This is a genomic window from Sphaerochaeta sp. (genome assembly GCF_050256055.1).
Taxonomy (GTDB): domain Bacteria; phylum Spirochaetota; class Spirochaetia; order Sphaerochaetales; family Sphaerochaetaceae; genus Sphaerochaeta.
The window spans coordinates 39,157-58,365 of record NZ_JBFWIJ010000018.1 but is presented as its reverse complement, the minus strand read 5'-3'; the positions used below and the strand labels follow the sequence as shown (position 1 = coordinate 58,365).

The window sequence follows — 19,209 nt, the reverse complement described above, 5'->3', positions numbered from 1 at the left end:
TGGCTATGCGCAATCAGAGCAAATGGAAGAGGATCAAGGGCGAACGGGTGCTGTATGCCCTACTGTTTCCCACCATTCTGTATTTCATCCTGTTCAGGGTTCTGCCGATCATCAACATGCGTCTGGCGTTCTTTCAGTTCAGGTCGCGGGGATCCTGGCCGTTTGTGGGATGGAAGTACTTCGAGATGATATTCTCCAGTCCTGCATTCGCACAGATCCTTTCCAACACGCTGATCATCAGCTTCCTCAAGTACGTACTGCTGTTCCCCTGTTTTGTCATATTCGCCCTGATGCTCAATGAGCTGCGTTCCTTTGGATTCCGCAAGTATGTGCAGGTCATTTCCTACCTGCCGCACTTTCTTTCCTGGGTGGTAATCGCCGGTATTTGGATCAACTCACTTTCCCTATCAGGATCGGTGAACCAGATCATCGGGATCTTCGGTGGAAAGGCGGTTGATTTCATGACCGATCGGACAAAGATCCGTTGGATTCTCATGATTTGTGAAGCATGGAGAAGCCTTGGGTGGGACTCCATCATCTTCTACACGGCGATTCTTGCCATTTCTCCGACCTTGTATGAAGCCGCCCAGATCGACGGGGCGAATCGGATGCAGATCATCACCCATATCATCCTGCCCGCATTGGTGACGCCCATGATCACCATGTTCATCCTGAATCTGGGATTCTTCCTGAACGCCGGCTTCGACCAGGTGTTCAACTTCTCCAACCAGGCGGTGGAGAGTACGATAGATATCCTGGACACCTATATTTATCGCATCGGCATCGAGGGGGGCCAATATTCTCTTGCGACTGCCGTCAGTCTGATCAAGGGATTGGTTGGTGTGGCCTTGGTCTATACCACCCATGTCGTATCCAAACGAACGACCGGTTCGGGGGTGTGGTGATGCAGAGAAACCGACGTATTTCCCTATCCCAGATCCTGCTCACTCTCTTCTTGCTTTTTCTGACCCTGACTATGCTTGTGCCGTTGCTCAATATCCTGGCAAAGTCCCTTTCCGGTCCGACCCGTTCGGTGACGATGGGTGGTTTGGCGATCTGGCCTGAATCCTTCGACCTGGTGAATTATCGCATTGTGTTCAGCCATCCCATTCTGGTGCCTTCCTTGATCAATTCCATCATCATCACCGTGGTCGGGACCTTGGTGAACATCGTGTTGACCGCAAGTGCTGCCTATGCACTTACCCGACCGCATCTGACGCTCAAGCGTCCGATCATGGTCTTCTTGATCATCATGATGCTTTTCGATCCCGGACTGGTCCCAGAATACCTGGTGGTGCAGAAGCTTGGGCTGATGGGCAGCAAATGGTCGGTCATCCTGGTTACGGCGGTGAACGTGTATTACTTGATCATCATGATGCGGTACTTCGAGAAGGTTCCCGATTCCATTGTGGAAGCAGCAACCATTGATGGGGCGAACCACCTGCAGATGCTGAGCAAGATATTCCTGCCGTTGAGCAAGGCCGGGGTTGCGACCATCACGATGTTCTATGCAGTGGTCCGATGGAATGAATATTTCCGGGCAGGCATTTATCTGACCAGAAAGTCCACCGACACAGTCCTGCAGGTGATTCTGCGGCAGTTTGTGGTCCTCGGAGACACTGTCTCCATTCTCGGTCAACAGAATGTCTATGACTATAATGCACTGGCGCGTGCAGACTACAGCGCTTTGAAAGGGGCTACGATCATTGTTGCGATCATCCCTATTCTGGTGTTGTATCCCTTTGTACTACGGTTCTATGCGAGGGATGTGCTCTCAGGTGGAATCAAGGAATAAAATTGGAGGTTGTCTATGAACAAAAAAGGATTGGTGCTTTGTATTGTGTTCCTGCTCTGTGCAGGCATGGTAATGGCTGCAGGGTCCAAGGAAAGCGCGACGGTTCCTGCAACGGCTGGAATCGGCACACCGGACAAACCGGTTACCGTAACCTATCTCTGCAAGGATGTTGACCCGGTGACCGATGCCCAGCAACTGGGGATTTTGGAAAAGGATATCGAAGAAGGCCTTGCCAAGCAGGGGACCTATGTCGATTTGGTCATTCTGTCTGCTCCTACCGGAAGCTATGCCACGGTGGTTCCCATTGCATTCAGGACGGGTCAGATCAATCCTGACTTGATCTATTTCCAGGGCAACGACCAGCCGTTGGCCCAGGAAGGACTGCTTGAGGATTTGACTCCCTACATTGAGAAATCCACTAATGTGAAAGCAATCATGGCCGATCACAACAAGGCCGCCATGAAGAATTATCCCTACTTGCTGTGGCTTGCTCCGGCGAGGGTCCAGATTCCGGTCATGCGCTCCGACTGGTTCGCTTCCCTTCAGAGCAGCAAGGCCTTGCTGGCAAATCCCAGTGTGGACAACTACTATGCCCTGTTCAAGGAAATCAAGGATAAGGGTTTGGCGAAGTGGCCCATCACCACCGACGGGGGAATCCTGAAGCTGGACTCCGTCTTCAACCATGCATTCGGCATCACCGCTACCATCATCAAGGAAAACGGGAAGTGGGTGTACTCGCAAGCGACTGATGCGACCAAGAACAAGCTCGCTTTCTATGCAAAGCTCTACAAAGACGGACTGCTCGACAATGAATATGTCACCAAGACCTGGGAAACGATGGAGCAAGCCTTCTATGAAGGAACTGCGGGCTTCGTAGCCGGGACTGCCGGAGATGTCGTGAACGTCTATAACAACAAGATGAAGGAAGCCCAGGGAGTCGAGTTGGCCGTGTTGCCTCCTGCAAAAGGGGTAAGCCAGGCGTATCAGAGCATCGATGTCACCAAGGAGAGCAGAGGGTTTGCCATGAATGCAGATTCCAAGGTAAAGGATGCCGCATGGGCGGTCTTGGAGTACATGGCTGGACCGGAAGGAAGAGTCCTGGACAAGCTTGGATTGGAAGGCATTCATTACACGATGGAGAACGGCAAATATGTCCTGACCAAGCAGTTCCCCTCCTGGTGGGCCAAATTCTGGCCGACCATGAACGGCCTCGATACCTCGAAGGTGGTGGGAGAAGTTCTTTCCAGTCCTGCAATAGCTTCACTGGATGCGGCTGCCAAGTATTTCGCTCCCGACACCAATGTACTGCTTCCTGAGGATTTGCTTCCGTTGAAGGATGCAATGGATAAGCTGTACCGGGAATATTCCACCGACATTATTCGGGGAGTTCGCCCCATTTCCGATTTCGATGAATTCGTGACCAAGTGGAACGCTGCAGGCGGGACTCGCATCAGCGACTATCTTGCAACGGTATTGAAGTAATTTGCGCCGATCGGGGGTCGGAGCACCACTCCGGCCCCGTATAAGGAACTTGTATGACGGACAAGGAATATCTGAATCGGGTGTATGCCGGATTCCTGGGAATGAACATCGGGATCCGTCTTGGTGCTCCGGTTGAGCCGAGCCAATGGACGAGTGAACGGATCGAACGGTTTTATGGGGATATTCATTCCTACATCAAGGACTTCAAGCATTTTGCCGCAGATGATGATGTGAATGGTCCAGTCTATTTTCTCAGGGCATTGCAGGATGGGGATCTGAGGGGGAACCTGCAGGCCTCGGACGTTGCTGAAGCCTGGTTGAACTATGCCCGTGAAGGAGTCGGAATGTTCTGGTGGGGTGGATATGGTGTCAGTACCGAACATACCGCCTACCTGCATCTGAAATCCGGCATCCCCGCCCCCGAGTCCGGATCAATCGCATTGCAGGGAAAGACCCTGGCCGAACAGATCGGTGGACAGATCTTCATCGATACGTGGGCGCTGTTGTTCCCCGGCGATTGTGAAACTGCCGCGCTGTATGCACGGACAGCCGCCAGCGTCAGCCACGATGGGGAAGGGTTGGAAGGAGCTGCCTTCATCGCCGCATCGATAGCCAAGGCGTTTGTGACCGAGGATATTGATGAAATTCTGGATGCCGCATTGCATTGCCTTTCCGGTGACTCGACCTACACCAAGGTCGTCAAGGCTGTTCGTGCATATCATGCGGACCATCCCGATTCCTGGCGTTCCTGTCTTCGGTATCTCCAGGAATTCTGGGGGTACGACCGCTATCCCGGAGTGTGCCACATCATCCCCAATGCCGGGGTTTGTGTGATGGCAATGCTGTATGGCCGTACGTTCGGCCGTGCGGTGGAAATAGCTACGATGGCCGGCTGGGATACCGATTGCAATGCAGGGAATGTCGGATCCATCCTTGGTGTGGCCGGTGGGCTTGAGCAGATCAGCGAAGCGTACCGAAGGCCGGTGAACGACATGGTGGTGCTCAGCGGTATATCCGGATATCTCAATATCCTGGATATTCCCACCTATGCGAAACAGGTTTGCGCCCTCGGCTATCGGCTGAAAAACCAAACCGTACCGCAGGAATGTATGGTTGAGGACGGGGTGATCGATTTTGATTTCTCGCTTCCCGGTTCCACCCATGGATTTGGCGTCTCAAATTCCAATGCATGCACGCTTTCCAATACCAATGGGGAATTGGAAATGCTTTATGACCGAATGGTCAGGCCGCAGAGTTGTCGGCTCTTCTACAAACCATTTTACCGCCGCGCTGATTTTGATGATGAGCGGTATATGCCGGTATTTTCTCCTACCATCTATCCTGGTCAGACCGTGCATATAACCTATCGCTTGGAGAAATTCAGTGGTGAATCGGTTCTGATTTCCGGATATGTCAGGAACACGTTCACAGGTGAGTTGGTGGTGTTTTCCTCGCAGGTGGTGTATGACCAGGACACCCATGTGGTGGAATTCACCATTGATCCCGATCATCCTGCGCTCAAGGGCGCGATGATCGATGAAGTCGGGTTATGTTTCGAGGCAAACTCCCCGGCAAAGAACAGGGATTTTGGAGTGCTCCATCTCTCCCGTTTCTTTGTCACAGGAAAAAGTCGGTACTTCATAGATGCAGCGCTCCTGAAAAAGGAGTTTGCCTCGATTATTCCTTTCAGTCATAACCATGGATCCTGGGACTTGGTGCATGCTGCGGACAATCGCGTATGGATGGAAGTGATGACCCTCGATTTCGCGCAGGCGATGACAGGCTCCTATTACACTCGTGATGTACAGGTAGGTACCTCGGTGGTATTGCATGGGGGAACCTCCGCGCTTCTTGCACTTCGAATACAGGGAACCCGGAGAGGATACTATGGTGGATTCCATCAAGGACAGTTTGGCATTTTCAAGCAGGAGAAAGGATTGTTGTATCCTTTGTCCTGTATTGACGTTGTGTGTGAACTTGATCGGGAATATACACTCAGGTTCCGTGCAGAGGGAACACACCTGGTGCTTGCATCCGATGATTTCGCCCCTGTTGCAGTCGATGATGCCGCATTCTCCTCTGGGATGATCGGCTGTGGTTTGTTTACGCGCGGGCGGGTAGGTTTTTCCAATTTTGATGTACATGAGGTATGAACATGACAGAGCGTTCTGAGTTTGTAGCCAATCGTGCCTTGGTCCGGGATCGGGCTTTGGGTTCGTTGATCGGATTGGCGATCGGGGATTCGTTCGGTGATGCCGCAAGAATGCAGGCGAATCGGGAGAGTTATGGGTTCATCACTGATTTCAATGCCGGTGCCAGCTGGAGTACGGATGATACGGAGTTTGCACTTCTTACGGCGAAGACACTGATCAAGCACCATGGTGTTTTAACCACCGATGCAGTGGTGGACGCCTGGTTTGAGGATGTGGTGATCCAGGATGAATTCAAACGGGGAGGGGCAAGCGAAATCGCCGCTGCGAACAACCTACGCAAAGGACTTCGTCCACCACAGAGCGGAAAATTCAATACCTTCCACATGAGCGATGGGACGGCGATGCGTATTCCTCCGGTGGGAATCGTATGCGCCGGTGATCCCGGACGGGCTGCTGAACTTGCAGCAATCGATGCATCGATCAGCCACTATGCAGACGGCATCTGGGGAGCCCAGGCGGTTGCAAGTGCCGTGGCGGTGGCCATGGTGGATGGAAGCTTCGACCAGATTTTTGCAGCGGCTATGCAGCCTCTTCCCAAAGACAGCTGGCTGTACCACAATATGCAACGCGCATTCGACATCGTTGATGCAGCGAATGGCAGTGTTCTGGATTGTTGGATGCAGTTGCACGATGAACTTCGTGCAAGCACCTGGGCGACGACGGCCGAGGCAATTCCTGCGGCGTTTGCCTGTTTGCGACTGAGCAATCAAGATTTCCGTTCAGCCTTGGTTCTGGCAGGCAACTTTGCCCGTGACGCCGATACCATCACTGCGGTGGCCGGGGCCATTCTTGGTGCCAAATACGGTCTTTCCTCGATTCCTCCCCATTGGGTGGAGAAGGTGCGGCATCCTTCGGGAACCTGTCTGCAATTCACCAAGGGTCTGGATATCCTGAAAGTCGGGGAAGACCTTGCTGATTTGATTCGGTGAGGATGCAAAGAAGCCTCCACAGGATATCCTGAGGAGGCTTCCTTGGGCTTGCACAACCTAGGTATTGTATTGAATCGGCTTTCCTTCCCGTTGGCTGCGATACATGCCTTCGATGAGTTTCACCGTTTCCCTGCCTTCCTCACCGGTGGAGACGGGACTACTTCCGGTCAGGATGGCCTGGGTGAAGTCTTCCTCCTGCAACCGGAAGAAATACGTGGTTGCATCGATGGTGGAAAAGAATGCAGTATCCTCTTCCTTCCATTGGGCAAGCAGATGCTCTTCTCCTGCAATTGTCCAGATATCGTTGTACGGCGGTTCGAGAATCCCGCTTCGACCGGCGATGAACATCGCCCCTCCATCGGTCTGTACGCCGGCAGAGTATGCCGAAGAGCCATGGATGTGCACTTTTGCATAAATGCCGGGTTTCTGACTGTTGGAGACTAAAATGGACGCCATCGCCCCGCTTGCAAACCGAACGGTGGCAACGGCAGAGTCTTCCACCTCGATATAGGGATGGTTCACATTATCCCATTGGGCGTAGACTTCCTTGACCGGCCCCAGGTACCAGTGCAGCAGATCAAGCTGGTGCGGTGCTTGGTTGATGAGCACCCCGCCGCCTTCCAGTTCCCAGCTGCCTCTCCATGGATCACTCTGGTAATAGGCCTCATCACGCCAGCCGAGCATGGTCACCTGACCGAGCATCGGTATTCCCAATTTTCCCGAATCGATGGCGTTTCTGATGCGCTGACTGGAAGGGTACCACCGTCTCTGGCTGATGACACCCAGCAGTTTTTTCTCTTTCTTGGCCGTCTCGATCATGACATCGCAGTCATCGACGGTCAAAGCCATCGGTTTTTCCACCAGCACATGGGCACCTGAGTGCAAGGCGGCGAGACTGTGTTCCTTGTGCAGGGGATGCGGGGTGGTGATCACCACGGCATCAACCTTGGCTTCCTCGATCATCGTCTTGATGTCGGTATAGGCAAGGATATTCCAGGTTTTTGCGAACTGCAGTGCTTTCTCCATGCTTCTGCCATAGACGGCCACCAGGGTGCTGTCCTTGGCTTGGGTAAGGGCTTTTGCATGCAATGCTGCGACCTTGCCATATCCGATCAATGCATAACGTACCATCTTGTACTTCCTTCTCAGGGAACCAACACCACCTTCAGCAGGTTGTCTTCCCGGTTATAGAGCTTCTCAAACCAAAGCGGGCCTTCCGCAAGCGGGGCGACTTTGCTGATGATGTCCTCGATCTGCAGCTTTCCGTCCGCCATGAGCTTCAGGACCGCGGGATATTCGCCGTTGATGGCGCAGGATCCTTGCAGCTTGATCTGTCGGGTGACGACACTCTGCAGCGGCAGTTCGATGGTAGGACGAATGTTGCCGACCAGCACCACCGTGCCCCCCTTGCGTACCAGAGAGATTGCCGTATTGATCGGTTCACTTGCTCCTACCGCCTCATAGACGAGGGGCAGCAGATCACCACCACATAGACGCTTCACGTGTCCCGGCAATTCCGGGTCATTCGGGTCAAGCGCCGCATCGGCTCCGACCTCCAGCGCCTTTTTTCTGCGATTCGCATCCATCTCGATGGCAAGGATCTTACCACTTGTCACGGTTCTGAGCAACTTGATCAAGAGCAGGCCGATCAAGCCGGATCCCACGACCGCCACATCATCACCCAGACGGGGGCGCGAGAGAGAAATTGCATGGGCCGCCACCCCGGCCGGTTCGGTCATTGCCGCTTGTACGAAGTCGAGCCCTTCGGGAAGGTGGAACAACACCCGCTCCTCGATGAGCGCATATTCGGCGAAGATCCCATCCTGCTTGTATTCATCGCAACTGACCCCAAGCACCCTTCGGTTGTCACAGAGATTGAACAATCCCTCTCGACAATAGGAGCAGGTCCCGCAGTAGATGGTCGAGTCGAACGTGACTCGATCGCCGACCTTGAAGTGGGAAACCATACTTCCCACTTCCTCGATGATGCCGCTTCCCTCATGGCCCATGATGACCGGGGGTTTTCTCCGGCCGGTGGACCCATCATACCCATGGACATCGCTGCCGCAGATCGCCGCAGCCTTGATGCGTACCAACACTTGTGTGGGGCTTGCTATCATGGGTTTGGGGACCTCTTGCATCTCCAGTTTCTTGTATTCGGTCAGAACCAATGCTTTCATGTCTTACCTCTGAATTCGTGCACTGCCGCCTTGGGCGAGTGCCTGGACAGCCGGAAGGGTTGCCATGGTCGTATCGCCGGGGTAGGAGGTCAGCAGCGCTCCGTGGGCCCAGCCCAGGCGGAGTGCTTCTTCCGGATCCTTGCCTTCCAACAGTCCGTAGATCAAGCCGCTGGCGAAACCATCCCCGCCGCCGACGCGATCATACACATCCAACTCACACCGTGGTGCCTGGTATCCTTTGCCCTGCATGTACAATACGGCGCTCCAGCTGTGGCGGTTGGTCGATTTGACCTCGCGCATAGTGGTGGCCACCGCCTTGATCGCAGGAAATCGATCGGAAACCGTTTCCATCATTGCATAGAAGGCCGAGGGATCGAGTTTGTCCGCCTTGTGGACCTCCGGTCCCTTCAAGCCCAGTCCCATCTGCAGGTCTTCCTCGTTGCCGATCAAGACATCAACGTGTTCCACGATCTCGGAAAGCACCCGCTGTGCCTCTGCCTGCGGATCGGCGGCAATGGATTTCCAAAGTTTTTCCCGGTAGTTCAGGTCAAAGGAAATCACCGCTCCTTGTTCCTTGGCCTTGGTCATAGCCTTGATGATCAAAGCAGGGTTGGAGGGGGAGAGGGCTGCAAAGATTCCACCGCTGTGGAACCATCGCACCCCACCGTTGAGCAAAACATCCCAGTCGAAGCTGTTCTCGTCCAACAGGGATGCCGCCTCGTTGCTGCGGTTGTAGAATACCACCGGAGCACGGAGACCCTGGCCCCGGTCGCTGTAAACCTGGGCCATATTGGGGCCGCGTACCCCATCATGGGCGAAGCGCTTGTAAAAAGCCTGTACCCCCATACGCCGTACTTCCGACTCGATTTTCAACCCGATCGGGTAGTCGACCATGGCGCTTGCGATACCCGTCCTCTGGCCAAACGCCCTGCTCAGATTGGCCGCCACATTGTACTCGCCGCCTGAAACATGCAGGGCGAGATCCTGGGCATATTCAAAGGGGATGATCCCCGGATCCAGACGGACCACCAAGGCTCCGAGTGACAGAAAATCCAGTTTTGTACCGTCTTTCGGTACCACCAATGACGAAGTCATACGTCTCTCCTTATACGGTATAGGTGGTGGAGGCTGTATTGCCGCCACGACCGGTCCAGTTGGTATGGAAGAATTCCCCTCGCTTTTTGTCCACCCGCTCATAGGTATGGGCGCCAAAGTAATCGCGTTGGGCCTGCAGAAGATTTGCCGGAAGGTTCTCTGTCCGATAGCTGTCGAACCAAGAGAGCGCTGCACTTAGGGATGGAGTGGGAATCCCGTTGAGAACGGCCTGCGCCACCACTTCCCGCAACTGTTGGTGAGCCTGTTGGAGGATCATGGCGAAATAGGGATCGAGGATCAGATTCTGCAGATCCGGATTGGAGGTGAAGGCTTGGCTGATCTTGTCCAGGAATGCAGAACGAATGATGCAACCGCCTCTCCAAAGGAGTGCGATCCCCCCGAGATTGAGATCCCAATGGTTGGTTTCTCCCGCTGCTTTGATCAAGGAGAACCCTTGGGCATAGCTGATGATCTTCGCTGCATACAGGGCTTTCCCCAAGGCCATGATGAAGGCTTTCCGATCCTGCACCGGATGGATGGGGGAGGCGGGGAATACCTTGCTTGCTGCAACCCGTTGTTCTTTCTGGCTGGATACGCTTCGGGCGAATACGGACTCGACGATCAGGGTGAGGGGGATTCCCTCATGCAGAGCGCTGATTCCCGTCCACTTTCCCGTTCCTTTCTGCCCGGCGGTATCGAGAATCTTGTCCAGAAGACAGCTCCCATCCGCTTCCTTGTAGCCGAGGATGTCCTTGGTGATTTCAATAAGGTAGGAATTCAGTTCACCTTCATTCCATTCACTGAAGACTTCATGCATCTCATCGTTGGACATGCCGACCAGCCGTCTCATCAAGTCATAGACTTCTCCGATGATCTGCATGTCACCGTACTCGATGCCGTTATGTACCATCTTGACGAAATGCCCGGCTCCGCCGCTGCCGATCCAATCACAGCAAGGAACCGAATTGACATGGGCGGAAATGCTTTGGAGGATGGGTTTGACCTCCTCCCAGGCTTTCGGGGAACCCCCGGGCATGATGGAGGGCCCTTTCAGCGCTCCCTCCTCCCCACCGCTTACCCCGGTTCCGATGTACAGCATGCCTTTGCTTTCCACATAGCTGGTTCTTCGTTCGCTGTCCTCGTAATTGGAGTTTCCCCCATCGATGATGATGTCTCCCTTGTCCAGAAGCGGAAGCAAAGCCTCGATGGTATCATCCACCGGCTGTCCTGCTTTGACCATCATCATGATTTTGCGTGGGGATTGGAGGGATGATGCCAATTCGGCAAGGCTGTGGGTGCCGATGATGTTCTTGCCCTTTGCCCTTCCTTGGATGAAGGCATCGACTTTTTCCGTACTCCGATTATACACTGCGACGCTGAAGCCTTTGCTCTCCAGGTTGAGCACCAGGTTCTCTCCCATAACGGCGAGTCCGATCAGGCCGATGGTTGCTTTCATATGATTCTCCTCAATTACAAACGTCTTTTTGCGATGATGCTGCGCATCTTGTTCAAATTATCCACCCCTTTTTCACCCATGTGTTCCAAGATGAGGACATACAGGGAGTCGATGAGTACCAGACTGGATATACGGGCGGAAAATGATTCAGCCACAACCAGGGAGGATCCTGCACTCACGCCCAATACCTTGGATCCCATTTTTGCAAGCGGAGAACGGGTGTTGCTGGTCAATACGATGAGCGTGCACCCGTTGTTGTGCAGCTCCTCGGCCAGTGCAAGGGTGTCATGGCCCACGCCGGTATGGCTGATGAGCAAGGCGACGTCCCCCTTTTTCGCTTGGCTGGCCAGCATCAGCTGCATGTGGAATTCCGATGCATACTGGCAGTTCAATCCGGTCCTGATCAACTTGTGGTATGCATCCTGGGCCAGAATGTTCGACCCTCCCAGTCCCATAAGGTAGATGGTCTTTGCCTCGGCAAGCAAGAGGGCGGTTTCGCGAACTGTCTGCCGATTCAGTTTTGCAAACGTATCTTCCAGATTCTTGCAAGCATTCTTGAATACCGTCTCGGTGGCATCCTCAGTCTCATTCACTTCAGTTTCGAACACTTGTTCATTGGATGGGATTGCTTCCCGTGCGAGAGCAAGGCGAAACCGTTGGTAGCCGCTGTACCCCAGTTTGCGGGCGAAGCGCACCATCGTCGATTCGCTGATGCCGATCTGGTCGGCCAGTTCCTCAATGCTTGGGTTTACCGATTCCTTTGGATGCTGGAGGATGAAGTCAGCGATTTTCTTCTCTTTGGCACTGAGGGTGTTGTACTTGGACCGGATCGTATAAATTGCACTGACTTCCTGCATGATATGTCCTCTTTTGATCAGTATAATATGAAATAAATATTCAGGCAATTAAAAAAAATATTCAAATTTTACTATACAACTAGGAAAAACGGGGTATACTGAGAGAAAGGATGTCAACTATGTTGTCACAAAAAGGAGAGAAACGAATGAAAACAAGAAACGGTATCGTCGTACTGTTGTTGCTCGTCGGCTTGGTCCTTCCGATTTTTGCACAGGGAACCGCTGAACAAGCTCCGAAACAGGAGATTCGTGTACTATTGGCAAACCATCCGTATGGTGAACTGCTGAAAACCAAGATTCCTGAGTTTGAGGCTCAGACCGGAATCAAGGTGAATTTTGAGAGCCTGCAGGAAAGCCAGCTGACCAACAAGCTGACCACTGAGTTCGCCACCAAGAGCTCCACCGTCGATGTATTCATGACCCGTCCATTGCAGGAAGGGCTGATGTTCATCAAGAACGGTTGGTACCAGGGTTTGGACAACTACGATTTCTCCGACTATCCGACCAACTCGGTTGATATCGGAAGAAAGAATGGCAAAGCCTACATTGTTCCGCTCGTAACCGAGTGGCAGGTTCTGTACTATCGCAAGGACCTCCTGAAGAAGGCCGGACTTGCAGTTCCCACCACCTTTGCCGAACTTGAAGCGGCTGCAAAGGCCATGAACAAAGACGGCGTTGCCGGTTTTGCTTCCCGCGGCAAGGGCGCAGCGGCTGTTACCCAGATGTCCAGCTTCATCTATAACTATGGCGGCAATTATCTTGAGAACGGCAAGGCAGTCTTCGACAGTCCTGCAGCCCTCGATGGCATCCGCTTCTACGGCAAGCTTTTGGGCAATTACGGCCCGCAGGGTGTGACCAGCATGTCGTGGGAAAATGTCATGCCTGTCTTCCAGGCTGGCAAGGTGGCCATGTGGACTGATGCTTCTGTCTTCTACGGCCAGATCGTCGATCCTACCAAGACCCAGATTCCTGCCGAGGATATCGGCGTTGCCCAGCTTCCCAAGGGACCGAAGGGAGATTCTCCGTTCATCGTGGTTTCCTGGGGTATGGCAATGTCCTCAGAGAGCAAGAACAAGGACGCAGCCCAAAAGTTCCTCGACTGGGCAACCAGCAAGGAATTGGCCAAGCAGGGCATGCTTTCCAACATCACCATGGCCCGCAATTCCGCTTGGGCTGATGCTGAGGTTCGGGCAGTCATGAATCCTGGTTTGGTTGCAACCCAGGCGCATGCCGCCAAGAACGGTTATCCGTATGACCGCCCGTTCATGAGTTCTGTCGGACAGGCCCGTGATCTGATCGGAGAAGTCATCATCGAATCCATCAATACCAAGGGAACCTCTCCCAAGCTTGCCGCAATGGCAACCGAGAAGGCTCGTGCGGTTGATGAATTGCTGAAGACCGACGGCGAATACGGCATCTGATCTTTTTCGCATTGTTTCAGGCCGACCGATAGTTTCGGTCGGCCTATTGTGCACCAAGGAGTTCTCTATGATCCGACAAGGTTTCTTTGAAAAACATCTTCGGTATCTTTTCCCGCTGCCTGCTGTATTGTTCGTGGTCATCCTCATGGTCTTTCCGGTAGGGTATACCTTCTTTCTCAGTTTTACCGACTGGACGCTCACCAGCGGACGACCCCTTTCCGTGGTGGCTTTGAAAAGCTATCTGCAGGTTCTCCAGGAGCCGAGGTTTCTCGAAGCGCTGGGAAGAACCTTCTATTTCACCTTCGGGGCGGTCATCATTGAAATGCTTCTGGGCACCGTGCTTGCCTTGATCCTCAACCGCTCCTTCAAGGGAAAGGGTGTGGTGAAGACATTGTTGCTGCTTCCCTTGGTAGCGACACCGGTTGCCATCGGTATTGTATGGAACCTGTTCTACGACCCGACCATCGGTATCCTCAACTATGTGCTGAGCGTACTGCATCTTCCCCAGAGCGGTTGGGTCAGCGAGGCAAAGACGGTCATGCCGTCCTTGATCATCGTCGACATCTGGCAATGGACGCCGATGATTACCATCATCGTACTTGCCGGACTTGCCGGGTTGTCCTCGGAGCCCTATGAATCGGCCATGGTTGATGGGGCGAATGCACGCCAGGTGCTGACGCTCATCACCCTGCCCATGTTGATGCCTACCATCCTTACCGCGGTCATTCTCCGGGCCATCGATGCCCTGAAGACCTATGACATCATCTACGCCATGACCGGGGGAGGGCCCGGGTACTCCTCGGAAAACCTCAATGTGTTGGCGTTCAAGTACAGTTTCGAGTATTTCAGGATGGGGCAGAGTGCCGTAATGCTGGTGTTCCTGTTCCTCATCGTCCTGTTGTTCAGTCTGTTGGTCATGCGACTGCGCAGAGCTTTTGAGTTGTAGGAGGTCCATCATGCGAAAGAACCAACTCGCTTCCATTCTCTTCGCCGTCTTGCTGGCTTTGATCATCATCCCCATCCTCTTTCCGTTCATCTGGATGTTGATGAGTTCCTTCAAGACCCAGGTCGATATCATCAGCTGGCCTCCGCGGTTCATTTTCCATCCGGTGATGCAAAACTACGCACGGGTGTTCGTGGAACAGAATTTCCTCCAGTACATGAAGAATTCAGTGATCGTATCGGTGGTCAGTGTATTTTTCTCCTTGGTTCTGGGGCTTCCCGCCGCGTATTCGATTGCTCGGTACAAACAGAAGAAACTTTCGATTTTCATTCTGGTCGCACGCTTGATGCCCGGTATCTCCTTTCTGATGCCTTGGTACATCGTATTTTCCCGACTGCACCTGATGGACAGTTATATCGCCCTCATCCTCAGTCACATGCTCATCGCTCTGCCGTTGGTTGTCTGGGTAATGTCCCCGTACTTCGATTCGGTTCCCCGTGAGCTTGAGGAAGCTTCCATGGTTGACGGGTTGACGCAACAACGTGCATTTTTGAAGATCCTGCTTCCCCTCAGCGGTCCCGGCATTGTGACGGCAACCACCCTGAGCTTCATTTTCAGTTGGAACAACTTCATGTTCAGCCAGGTGTTGAGTCAGCAGAAGACAAGGACGCTTCCGATAGCGGTCTACAACTTCCTCTCCTATGTCGAGGTCGACTGGGGTGCGGTCATGGCGGCTGCGGTAACCATCATGGCTCCGGCGATCATTTTGACGATGTTCTTCCAAAAGTATGTGGTAAAGGGACTTACCATGGGAGCAGTAAAAGGCTAGCATCCCTGGATACCCTCTGGTATACTTTGGGTAAGGACGGTAGTGGCATGAGACTTGTCGGCATACACTACACCAGGTGGCCTTGCAAGGAGCTTGACGATTTCGTCCCGTTCGTCAGCAAGGCCAAAGCCCTGGGTTACGACCAACTCGAGGTGGATGCTCTCACGCTTCAGCGCATGAGTCAGTGGGGGCGCAAACGCCTCGGGTTTGAGGCAAGAAACCATCAGATTGATCTCTCCTACAGTCTGTCGCCTAATCCCGGTTGTGATGTGTCTTCCTTGGAGGAAGATACCCGCAAAGCCGGGATTTTGTGTATCCAGAACGTCATTCATGCAATCGGGGAAATGGGCGGTGGATCCTTGAACGGACCTTTGGCCGGATCTTTTCCCCCTCTGGGCCCCAGCGGTGGGGATAAGCAACGGTTGCTTGAGCAGAGTGTATTGAGCCTCCGCTCCTTGATGCAGCATTGTGAAGATGAAGATGTGATGCTGAACCTGCGGCCGGTGCATCGGTTCGAGCATTTTTTGCTCAATACCGCCGATGATGCGCTTTCATTGCTGCATATGGTCAACCACAGCAACTGTGGAATCGATCTGGATACATTCAGCATGAACATTGAGGAGCCGGATCTGGGCGATACCATCCGCAAGGTGGGGCCGTATCTGCACTGCCTGCATATTCGGGACAATACCGGAGGTCCTGTCGGCAGCGGCAGTCTGGATTGGCATGCCGTCAAACAGGGGCTGGACGCCATTTATTATGAAGGGCCTCTGGTGCATTACATACCGCAAACCACTTCCAATTCTCTGCAGGAATGCAAATTGATCAGAAATCTACTCTGTGAGTGATGTGAGATTTTTTCTTGACAAGGGAATATATGGTGCTACAATTGGTATTACCAAGTGTATACTTGGTTATACCGAATCCAGGAGTTATGATTATGAAGATGCGTTCTCCATTCTGGTTCATGATTGCGGCGGTATTGCTGCTCCTTTCCCCGGCATTTGCTGCGGGTACCAAGGAAGAAGCAACCACCGGTCCGGTTACCCTCACATTCGTCGAGACGATGACCAGCCCTTCCCGAACAGAGCAGATCCAAGCTTTGATTGCCAAGTATGAAGCTCAGAATCCAAATGTGAAGATCAACTTGGTCTCACCTCCCTACGAACAGGCTGATAACAAGCTTACCTTGATGCTCAACAGCAACCAGCCGTTGGATGTCGTTGAAGTCCGCGACCATACGGTCAAACAATTCGTCAACAACAACAAATTGGTCGACTTGACCAACTACCTGAACAGCTGGAGCGAAGGAAACGACTTGCTGCCCTTGACTATGACCGCAGCCAAGACCGTCAATGACACTCCCTACTTGATCCCCCAGTTCTTCTTTGTGAAGGGCTTGTTCGTCCGCACCGACATTCTGGCGAAGTATGGTATTACCAAGATGCCGAAGACCATTGCTGAAATGTATGAGATGGCAAAGACCATTACCGGCAAGGCACCGAACCAGTACGGATTCGGTTTCAGGGGCAAAGGCAGTGCTTTCAAGATTTCCGACATCATGATCCTCAGTGACGTCGCCAATATTTCCAAGGACAACATCTACTTCACCGATGACGGCAACTTCGCATTCAATGATCCGGCCGCCAAGAAGGCGGTGCAAGCGTATGTGGACTTGTACAAGCAAGCCGTTCCGTCCGATGGCATCAACTGGGGCTTCAATGAACAGGTCAACGCCTTCATCAGCGGGACGACTCCTTTCCTGGTTCAGGATCCTGATACCGTGAGCATGGTCGCCCAGGCACTCGATCCTTCCCAGTACACCGTCATTCCCATGCCGGTGGGTGCAAGCGGAAAGATGTATCTGGACTACGGATTCGCCGGTCTGGGGATTCCGACCACCAGCAAGCATCAGGACGAAGCTTGGGATTTCATCTCCTTCATGGTGAATGCCCAGAACAACGCTGAATTCTGCCGCACCTATGGACCGCTTCCGGTGCATACTTCCACCTATGCGAACGATCCATACTTCTCCAGCGGCGTCTACAAGTCCTGGGAGACGGAAATGAGCGATCCTTCCACCTATGTGTTTGTGAAGTATCCGCTTGACAGTCCCAAGTATCCTGCTTGGGCCCAGGTCCAGGAACAGACGATGCAGTCTCTCCTGCTGGGAACAACTACCGTCGACCAAGCCATCAAGAGCTGGGAAACGTATTGGAAATAAGGAACATGCATGATTCGCTTCCGGGACACACCTGCGTCCCGGAAGCATATGTGTACAGGTGGTGATGATGGAACATAAATATTATCGTTGGATGTTGGTTCCAGCGTTGCTGTTTCTTTTGGCATTCATATACATACCGGTGATTCAGGGAGGCGTGATGGCGTTCCAGAATTACAACCTGTTTGATTTGAATGCGCTGGCGTTCAATGGACTGAAGAATTTTACGACCGTATTGACCGATCCGAACATTCATTTCGCCCAGATTCTGCTCAATACCGTGGTATGGTTGTTTGGTTCCTTGCTTTTTCAATTTCTGCTCGGCTTCGGTCTCGCACTTTTACTGCGTAAGCCATTCCGTGGCCGTGGTCTCTATACGGCCTTTGTATTCTATGGTTGGGCGTTGAGTGGGTTCGCCATCGGGTTGACTTGGTCGTGGCTGTTCAACGGTCAGTTCGGGCTGGTCAACGATGTATTGCTCCGTCTTGGTTTGCTCAAGCATCCCATAGGATTTCTCTCCACTCCCAATCTGGCCATGATCTCGGTCATCATACCGAATGTCTGGTATGGTGTTCCGTTCTTCGGCATCATGCTGCTTGCTGCCCTGCAGTCGGTACCCGGTGAATTATATGAAGCCGCAACCTTGGACGGGGCAGGGGCGGTCAGACAATTTTTCTCCGTCACCGTTCCCTATGTGAAACCCACCATTGTCAGCACCATCCTGCTACGCACCATGTGGATCGTCAATTTCCCCGATATCATCTATGCAATGACCAACGGAGGTCCGGTCAACCGTACCAACATATTGGCCACCCAGATGATCAACAAAGTGTTCAAGGAATATGACTACGGGCAGGGTTCGGCCATCGGGGTCATCATCATGATCTTGCTGTTCGCCTATGCCATTCTCTACCTCAGGCTTGCAGAACGGGGAGGACAGGACAATCTATGAACAAGAAACCAATATTTTCCATCGGCCGTTTCCTTCTGCTGGCCATATATGTGACACTGGCGGTCTTCCCTTTGTATTGGATCGTCGTGACGAGTCTGAAGGGCCCCAAGGAAATCTATACCATGCCCTTGCAGTACATCCCGTCCTCTCCCACGTTGGAAAGCTATCGTAAGTTGTTTTCCTTTTCCAGCTTTTCGCTGTACTTCCGTAATTCCCTGTTTGTCGCCTTCTTCTCATCCCTGCTGGCTATGGCTGTCTCCATTCTCAGTGGATTCTCCTTGTCCCGCTATCCGGTACAGAGGACGAAGGGTATCATCCAGCTGGCTCTGTATTTCACCCAAACCATCCCGACGTTTTTGATCATGGTCCCCATTTTCACGATGTTCACCAAGATCGGTTGGGTTGACCACACCAGTACGTTGATGCTGGTCTATGTGGCGACCGTCATCGCGTTTTCGACCATCATGAGCAAAGGGTTTTTCGACCGTATTCCCACCAGTTTGGAAGAAGCGGCCAAGATAGACGGATGTTCCATGCTGCAATCGCTGTTCCGGGTCATCCTGCCCATCACCCTGCCGGGGATGGCGGCAATTTTCTGTTTTGCGTTCATCAATATCTGGAACGAACTTTTTTTGGCCGTCATGTTGTTGATGTCCAATGAAAAGATGACCGTTCCTGTGGCACTCAACTCCTTCATTTCCAAAGCTGGTATCAGCTGGGATGTGATGAGTGCAGGCATCGTCATCGCACTGCTTCCCACTATGATTGTGTTCGGATTCGGCCAAAAATACATTGTAGCTGGCCTTACCGAAGGAAGCGTGAAAGGATAAGTATCA

General features: G+C 52.9%; 17 protein-coding genes. 12 read left to right on the top strand and 5 right to left on the bottom strand.

The features are described 5' to 3' along the window. Nucleotides 1–5: 5 nt before the first annotated feature. Genes AB7C91_RS08605 through AB7C91_RS08585 form a run of 5 tightly spaced genes read left to right on the top strand, consistent with a single transcriptional unit; the run spans nt 6 to nt 6,419 of the window. Nucleotides 6–905: an ABC transporter permease gene (locus AB7C91_RS08605; protein WP_332445996.1), complete on the top strand. Its 900-nt coding sequence runs from the start codon at nt 6–8 to the stop codon at nt 903–905. Next, nucleotides 905–1,795, top strand: a complete 891-nt coding sequence (locus tag AB7C91_RS08600) for a carbohydrate ABC transporter permease (RefSeq protein ID WP_332445997.1) — start codon at nt 905–907, stop codon at nt 1,793–1,795. Before AB7C91_RS08605 ends, AB7C91_RS08600 begins: the two co-directional genes overlap by 1 nt. A gap of 15 nt (nt 1,796–1,810) precedes the next feature. Then, nucleotides 1,811–3,277, top strand: coding sequence for an extracellular solute-binding protein (locus AB7C91_RS08595; RefSeq protein ID WP_428590617.1), 1,467 nt, complete (start codon nt 1,811–1,813; stop codon nt 3,275–3,277). A gap of 53 nt (nt 3,278–3,330) precedes the next feature. Beyond that, nucleotides 3,331–5,430, top strand: coding sequence for an ADP-ribosylglycohydrolase family protein (locus tag AB7C91_RS08590; protein ID WP_428590614.1), 2,100 nt, complete (start codon nt 3,331–3,333; stop codon nt 5,428–5,430). A gap of 2 nt (nt 5,431–5,432) precedes the next feature. Next, nucleotides 5,433–6,419, top strand: coding sequence for an ADP-ribosylglycohydrolase family protein (locus AB7C91_RS08585; RefSeq protein WP_428590611.1), 987 nt, complete (start codon nt 5,433–5,435; stop codon nt 6,417–6,419). Nucleotides 6,420–6,476: 57 nt separating this feature from the next. Here AB7C91_RS08585 and AB7C91_RS08580 read toward each other — a convergent pair whose 3' ends face one another. Genes AB7C91_RS08580 through AB7C91_RS08560 form a run of 5 tightly spaced genes read right to left on the bottom strand, consistent with a single transcriptional unit; the run spans nt 6,477 to nt 12,007 of the window. Beyond that, nucleotides 6,477–7,550: a Gfo/Idh/MocA family oxidoreductase gene (locus AB7C91_RS08580; RefSeq protein ID WP_332446001.1), complete on the bottom strand. Its 1,074-nt coding sequence runs from the start codon at nt 7,548–7,550 to the stop codon at nt 6,477–6,479. Between the two features lie 14 nt (nt 7,551–7,564). Further along, nucleotides 7,565–8,599: a zinc-dependent alcohol dehydrogenase gene (locus AB7C91_RS08575; protein WP_428590608.1), complete on the bottom strand. Its 1,035-nt coding sequence runs from the start codon at nt 8,597–8,599 to the stop codon at nt 7,565–7,567. 3 nt (nt 8,600–8,602) lie between these two features. Then, entirely contained in the window at nt 8,603–9,694 is a 1,092-nt protein-coding gene (locus AB7C91_RS08570; protein ID WP_332446003.1) for a sugar kinase, read from the bottom strand. 10 nt (nt 9,695–9,704) lie between these two features. Next, entirely contained in the window at nt 9,705–11,150 is a 1,446-nt protein-coding gene (gene gnd, locus AB7C91_RS08565) for a decarboxylating NADP(+)-dependent phosphogluconate dehydrogenase (protein WP_428590605.1), read from the bottom strand. 14 nt (nt 11,151–11,164) lie between these two features. After that, nucleotides 11,165–12,007 carry a MurR/RpiR family transcriptional regulator gene (locus tag AB7C91_RS08560; RefSeq protein ID WP_332446005.1) on the bottom strand — a complete coding sequence of 281 codons (843 nt, stop codon included), beginning with the start codon at nt 12,005–12,007 and terminating at the stop codon, nt 11,165–11,167. A gap of 146 nt (nt 12,008–12,153) precedes the next feature. On the opposite strand from AB7C91_RS08560, the gene AB7C91_RS08555 reads away from it, so the two are divergent. From AB7C91_RS08555 to AB7C91_RS08525, 7 genes are all read left to right on the top strand, one after another. Continuing rightward, a complete protein-coding gene (locus AB7C91_RS08555; protein WP_332446006.1) occupies nt 12,154–13,428 on the top strand; it encodes a sugar ABC transporter substrate-binding protein in 1,275 nt (424 codons plus the stop codon). A gap of 67 nt (nt 13,429–13,495) precedes the next feature. Beyond that, complete coding sequence (locus tag AB7C91_RS08550; RefSeq protein WP_332446007.1) at nt 13,496–14,374, top strand: sugar ABC transporter permease; 879 nt, start codon at nt 13,496–13,498, stop codon at nt 14,372–14,374. 10 nt (nt 14,375–14,384) lie between these two features. Continuing rightward, nucleotides 14,385–15,200, top strand: a complete 816-nt coding sequence (locus AB7C91_RS08545; RefSeq protein ID WP_428590600.1) for a carbohydrate ABC transporter permease — start codon at nt 14,385–14,387, stop codon at nt 15,198–15,200. A gap of 47 nt (nt 15,201–15,247) precedes the next feature. Continuing rightward, nucleotides 15,248–16,048 (top strand): sugar phosphate isomerase/epimerase family protein, encoded by an 801-nt coding sequence (locus tag AB7C91_RS08540; RefSeq protein ID WP_428590597.1) that lies wholly within the window; start codon nt 15,248–15,250, stop codon nt 16,046–16,048. A 92-nt stretch (nt 16,049–16,140) separates the two neighbouring features. After that, the gene (locus AB7C91_RS08535; protein ID WP_332446010.1) at nt 16,141–17,424 is read left to right on the top strand and encodes a sugar ABC transporter substrate-binding protein; all 1,284 of its coding nucleotides are present in this window, start codon (nt 16,141–16,143) and stop codon (nt 17,422–17,424) included. 67 nt (nt 17,425–17,491) lie between these two features. Next, nucleotides 17,492–18,373 (top strand): sugar ABC transporter permease, encoded by an 882-nt coding sequence (locus AB7C91_RS08530; RefSeq protein WP_332446011.1) that lies wholly within the window; start codon nt 17,492–17,494, stop codon nt 18,371–18,373. After that, nucleotides 18,370–19,203, top strand: coding sequence for a carbohydrate ABC transporter permease (locus tag AB7C91_RS08525; protein WP_332446012.1), 834 nt, complete (start codon nt 18,370–18,372; stop codon nt 19,201–19,203). The genes AB7C91_RS08530 and AB7C91_RS08525 overlap by 4 nt, the downstream gene beginning before the upstream one ends. Nucleotides 19,204–19,209 lie beyond the last annotated feature (6 nt).

Bases quoted from the DNA above. Each gene is read 5' to 3' on its own strand.
- AB7C91_RS08605 (WP_332445996.1), top strand. From the start codon at position 6: ATGCGCAATCAGAGCAAATGGAAGAGGATCAAGGGCGAACGGGTGCTG.
- AB7C91_RS08600 (WP_332445997.1), top strand. From the start codon at position 905: ATGCAGAGAAACCGACGTATTTCCCTATCCCAGATCCTGCTCACTCTC.
- AB7C91_RS08595 (WP_428590617.1), top strand. From the start codon at position 1,811: ATGAACAAAAAAGGATTGGTGCTTTGTATTGTGTTCCTGCTCTGTGCA.
- AB7C91_RS08590 (WP_428590614.1), top strand. From the start codon at position 3,331: ATGACGGACAAGGAATATCTGAATCGGGTGTATGCCGGATTCCTGGGA.
- AB7C91_RS08585 (WP_428590611.1), top strand. From the start codon at position 5,433: ATGACAGAGCGTTCTGAGTTTGTAGCCAATCGTGCCTTGGTCCGGGAT.
- AB7C91_RS08580 (WP_332446001.1), bottom strand. From the start codon at position 7,550: ATGGTACGTTATGCATTGATCGGATATGGCAAGGTCGCAGCATTGCAT.
- AB7C91_RS08575 (WP_428590608.1), bottom strand. From the start codon at position 8,599: ATGAAAGCATTGGTTCTGACCGAATACAAGAAACTGGAGATGCAAGAG.
- AB7C91_RS08570 (WP_332446003.1), bottom strand. From the start codon at position 9,694: ATGACTTCGTCATTGGTGGTACCGAAAGACGGTACAAAACTGGATTTT.
- gnd (WP_428590605.1), bottom strand. From the start codon at position 11,150: ATGAAAGCAACCATCGGCCTGATCGGACTCGCCGTTATGGGAGAGAAC.
- AB7C91_RS08560 (WP_332446005.1), bottom strand. From the start codon at position 12,007: ATGCAGGAAGTCAGTGCAATTTATACGATCCGGTCCAAGTACAACACC.
- AB7C91_RS08555 (WP_332446006.1), top strand. From the start codon at position 12,154: ATGAAAACAAGAAACGGTATCGTCGTACTGTTGTTGCTCGTCGGCTTG.
- AB7C91_RS08550 (WP_332446007.1), top strand. From the start codon at position 13,496: ATGATCCGACAAGGTTTCTTTGAAAAACATCTTCGGTATCTTTTCCCG.
- AB7C91_RS08545 (WP_428590600.1), top strand. From the start codon at position 14,385: ATGCGAAAGAACCAACTCGCTTCCATTCTCTTCGCCGTCTTGCTGGCT.
- AB7C91_RS08540 (WP_428590597.1), top strand. From the start codon at position 15,248: ATGAGACTTGTCGGCATACACTACACCAGGTGGCCTTGCAAGGAGCTT.
- AB7C91_RS08535 (WP_332446010.1), top strand. From the start codon at position 16,141: ATGAAGATGCGTTCTCCATTCTGGTTCATGATTGCGGCGGTATTGCTG.
- AB7C91_RS08530 (WP_332446011.1), top strand. From the start codon at position 17,492: ATGGAACATAAATATTATCGTTGGATGTTGGTTCCAGCGTTGCTGTTT.
- AB7C91_RS08525 (WP_332446012.1), top strand. From the start codon at position 18,370: ATGAACAAGAAACCAATATTTTCCATCGGCCGTTTCCTTCTGCTGGCC.